The 2,009-nt window shown below is 72.8% G+C and carries 2 protein-coding genes; one reads left to right on the top strand and one right to left on the bottom strand.

The window, feature by feature from the left end:
• A partial coding sequence (locus tag VR44_RS26555; RefSeq protein ID WP_045950132.1) for an oxidoreductase occupies nucleotides 1–758 on the bottom strand: 758 nt, incomplete at its 3' end.
• A 225-nt stretch (nucleotides 759–983) separates the two neighbouring features.
• Between VR44_RS26555 and VR44_RS26550 the strand changes: the two genes are divergently transcribed.
• A partial coding sequence (locus VR44_RS26550; RefSeq protein WP_045950133.1) for a WD40/YVTN/BNR-like repeat-containing protein occupies nucleotides 984–2,009 on the top strand: 1,026 nt, incomplete at its 3' end.

The raw sequence follows: 2,009 nt of genomic DNA, 5'->3' as shown, positions 1-2,009 counted from the left end.
CAGCCGTCCTCCTCCAGCCAGTCCGTGGCGGAGATGCGGAAGAACAGCGGGAGCTCCTCGGGCCACACGGCCCGGACGGCGTCGACGACCTCCAGGGCGAGGCGGGTGCGGTTCTCGAAGGAGCCGCCGTAGGCGTCGGTGCGCCGGTTGCTGTGCGGGGAGAGGAACTCCCCGATGAGGTAGCCGTGGGCGCCGTGGATCTCGAGGACCTCGTAGCCCGCGGCGAGGGCGCGCCCGGCGGCGGCCGCGAACTTGCCGGTGATCTCGTGGATCTCCTCGACGGTGAGCTCGTGCGGCACCGGGTGGCCCTCGTCGAAGGCGACGGCGCTGGGGGCGCTGGGCTGCCAGCCGTGGGCCTCGGGGCCGACCGGGGCGCCGCCGTTCCAGGGCTGGTCGGTGGAGGCCTTGCGGCCGGCGTGACCGATCTGGATCCCGGGGACCGCCCCCTGGGACTTGACGAAGGCGGTGATCCTGCGGAGGGCCTCGACCTGGGTGTCGTTCCAGATGCCGAGGTCGTAGGGGCTGATCCGACCCTCCGGGGAGACGGCGGTGGCCTCCTGGATGACCAGGCCGGTGCCGCCGGTGGCGCGGGCCGCGTAGTGGGCGAAGTGCCATTCCCCGGCCACCCCGGCGTTCGGCCCGAAGGCCTCGGCGCTGTACTGGCACATCGGCGCCATCCAGATCCGGTTGGGAATGGTCACCGACCGGAGGGTGTAGGGCTGGAAGAGGGCGGCGAAGGCGGCGGGTGCGGCACTCATGGGGTTCTCCAGACGTCACCGGACGCGCACCGGGGATCGGTGCGGCGCTAAGTACGAGAGTCACCGTACTACGAATTTTCTCGTAGTACGAGGGATCCCGTACAAGCAGTCCCGAGGCGCCTGGTGGCGGCCTTCGGCCCCGCCGTGGCGGGCGTTGTCAGTGGACGGGTGCAGACTGGCGGGAAACCTGCCGTATCAGGACAAGGACGTCCGGAGGTGTCGGTCATGACCGACGTGCTACTGCTCGCGGGGACCCGTAAGGGGCTGTTCATCGGCCGCCGACGGGACTCCGGCCCGTGGGAGTTCGACGGGCCGCATTTCAACGCCCAGGCCGTCTCCGCCGTCGCCATCGACGCACGGGGCCCGGTCCCCCGGCTGCTGGCCGGCGGCGACAGCGCGCACTGGGGACCGTCCGTCTTCCGCTCCGACGACCTGGGCGCGAGCTGGCAGGAGCCCGCGGCGCCCGCCGTGAAGTTCCCCAAGGACACCGGCGCCTCCCTGGAGCGGGTGTGGCAGCTACACCCGGCCGGTCCGGAGGCCCCCGGCGTGGTCTATGCGGGGACGGAACCGGCCGCGCTGTTCCGCTCGGCCGACCGGGGCGAGTCCTTCGAGCTGGTCCGGCCCCTGTGGGAGCATCCGACCCGCTCCGCGTGGGTGCCCGGAGGCGGCGGGGAAGGCCTGCACACGGTGATCACCCACCCGGCCGACCCGGCCGCGCTGACCGTCGCGGTCTCCACCGCCGGCGTGTTCCGCAGCCGGGACGGCGGCGCGAGCTGGAGACCGTCCAACCACGGGGTCTCGGCGGTGTTCCTGCCCGATCCGCACCCCGAATTCGGCCAGTGCGTCCACAAGATCGCCCAGGACGCCGGGGACCCGGACCGGCTCTACCTCCAGAACCACTGGGGGGTCTACCGCAGCGACGACGCGGGCGCCGAGTGGACCGACATCGGCTCCGGCCTGCCCTCCGACTTCGGCTTCGCCGTCGCCGCCCACCCGCACCGCCCGGACACCGCCTACCTCTTCCCGCTCAACGCCGACTCCGACCGGGTCCCGGCCGGACACCGCTGCCGCGTCTTCCGCACCCGCGACGCCGGCGCCACCTGGGAACCGCTGACGAAGGGCCTGCCCGAAGGGGACCACTACGGCACGGTGCTCAGGGACGCCCTGTGCACGGACGACGCCGACCCGGCGGGCGTCTACTTCGGCAACCGCAACGGCGAGCTGTACGCGAGCGACGACGACGGCGACAGC

This window comes from Streptomyces katrae (genome assembly GCF_000966975.1).
GTDB classification, from domain to species: domain Bacteria; phylum Actinomycetota; class Actinomycetes; order Streptomycetales; family Streptomycetaceae; genus Streptomyces; species Streptomyces katrae.
The sequence above is the reverse complement of the archived record's forward strand: the minus strand, read 5'-3'. Positions and strand labels throughout refer to the sequence as shown.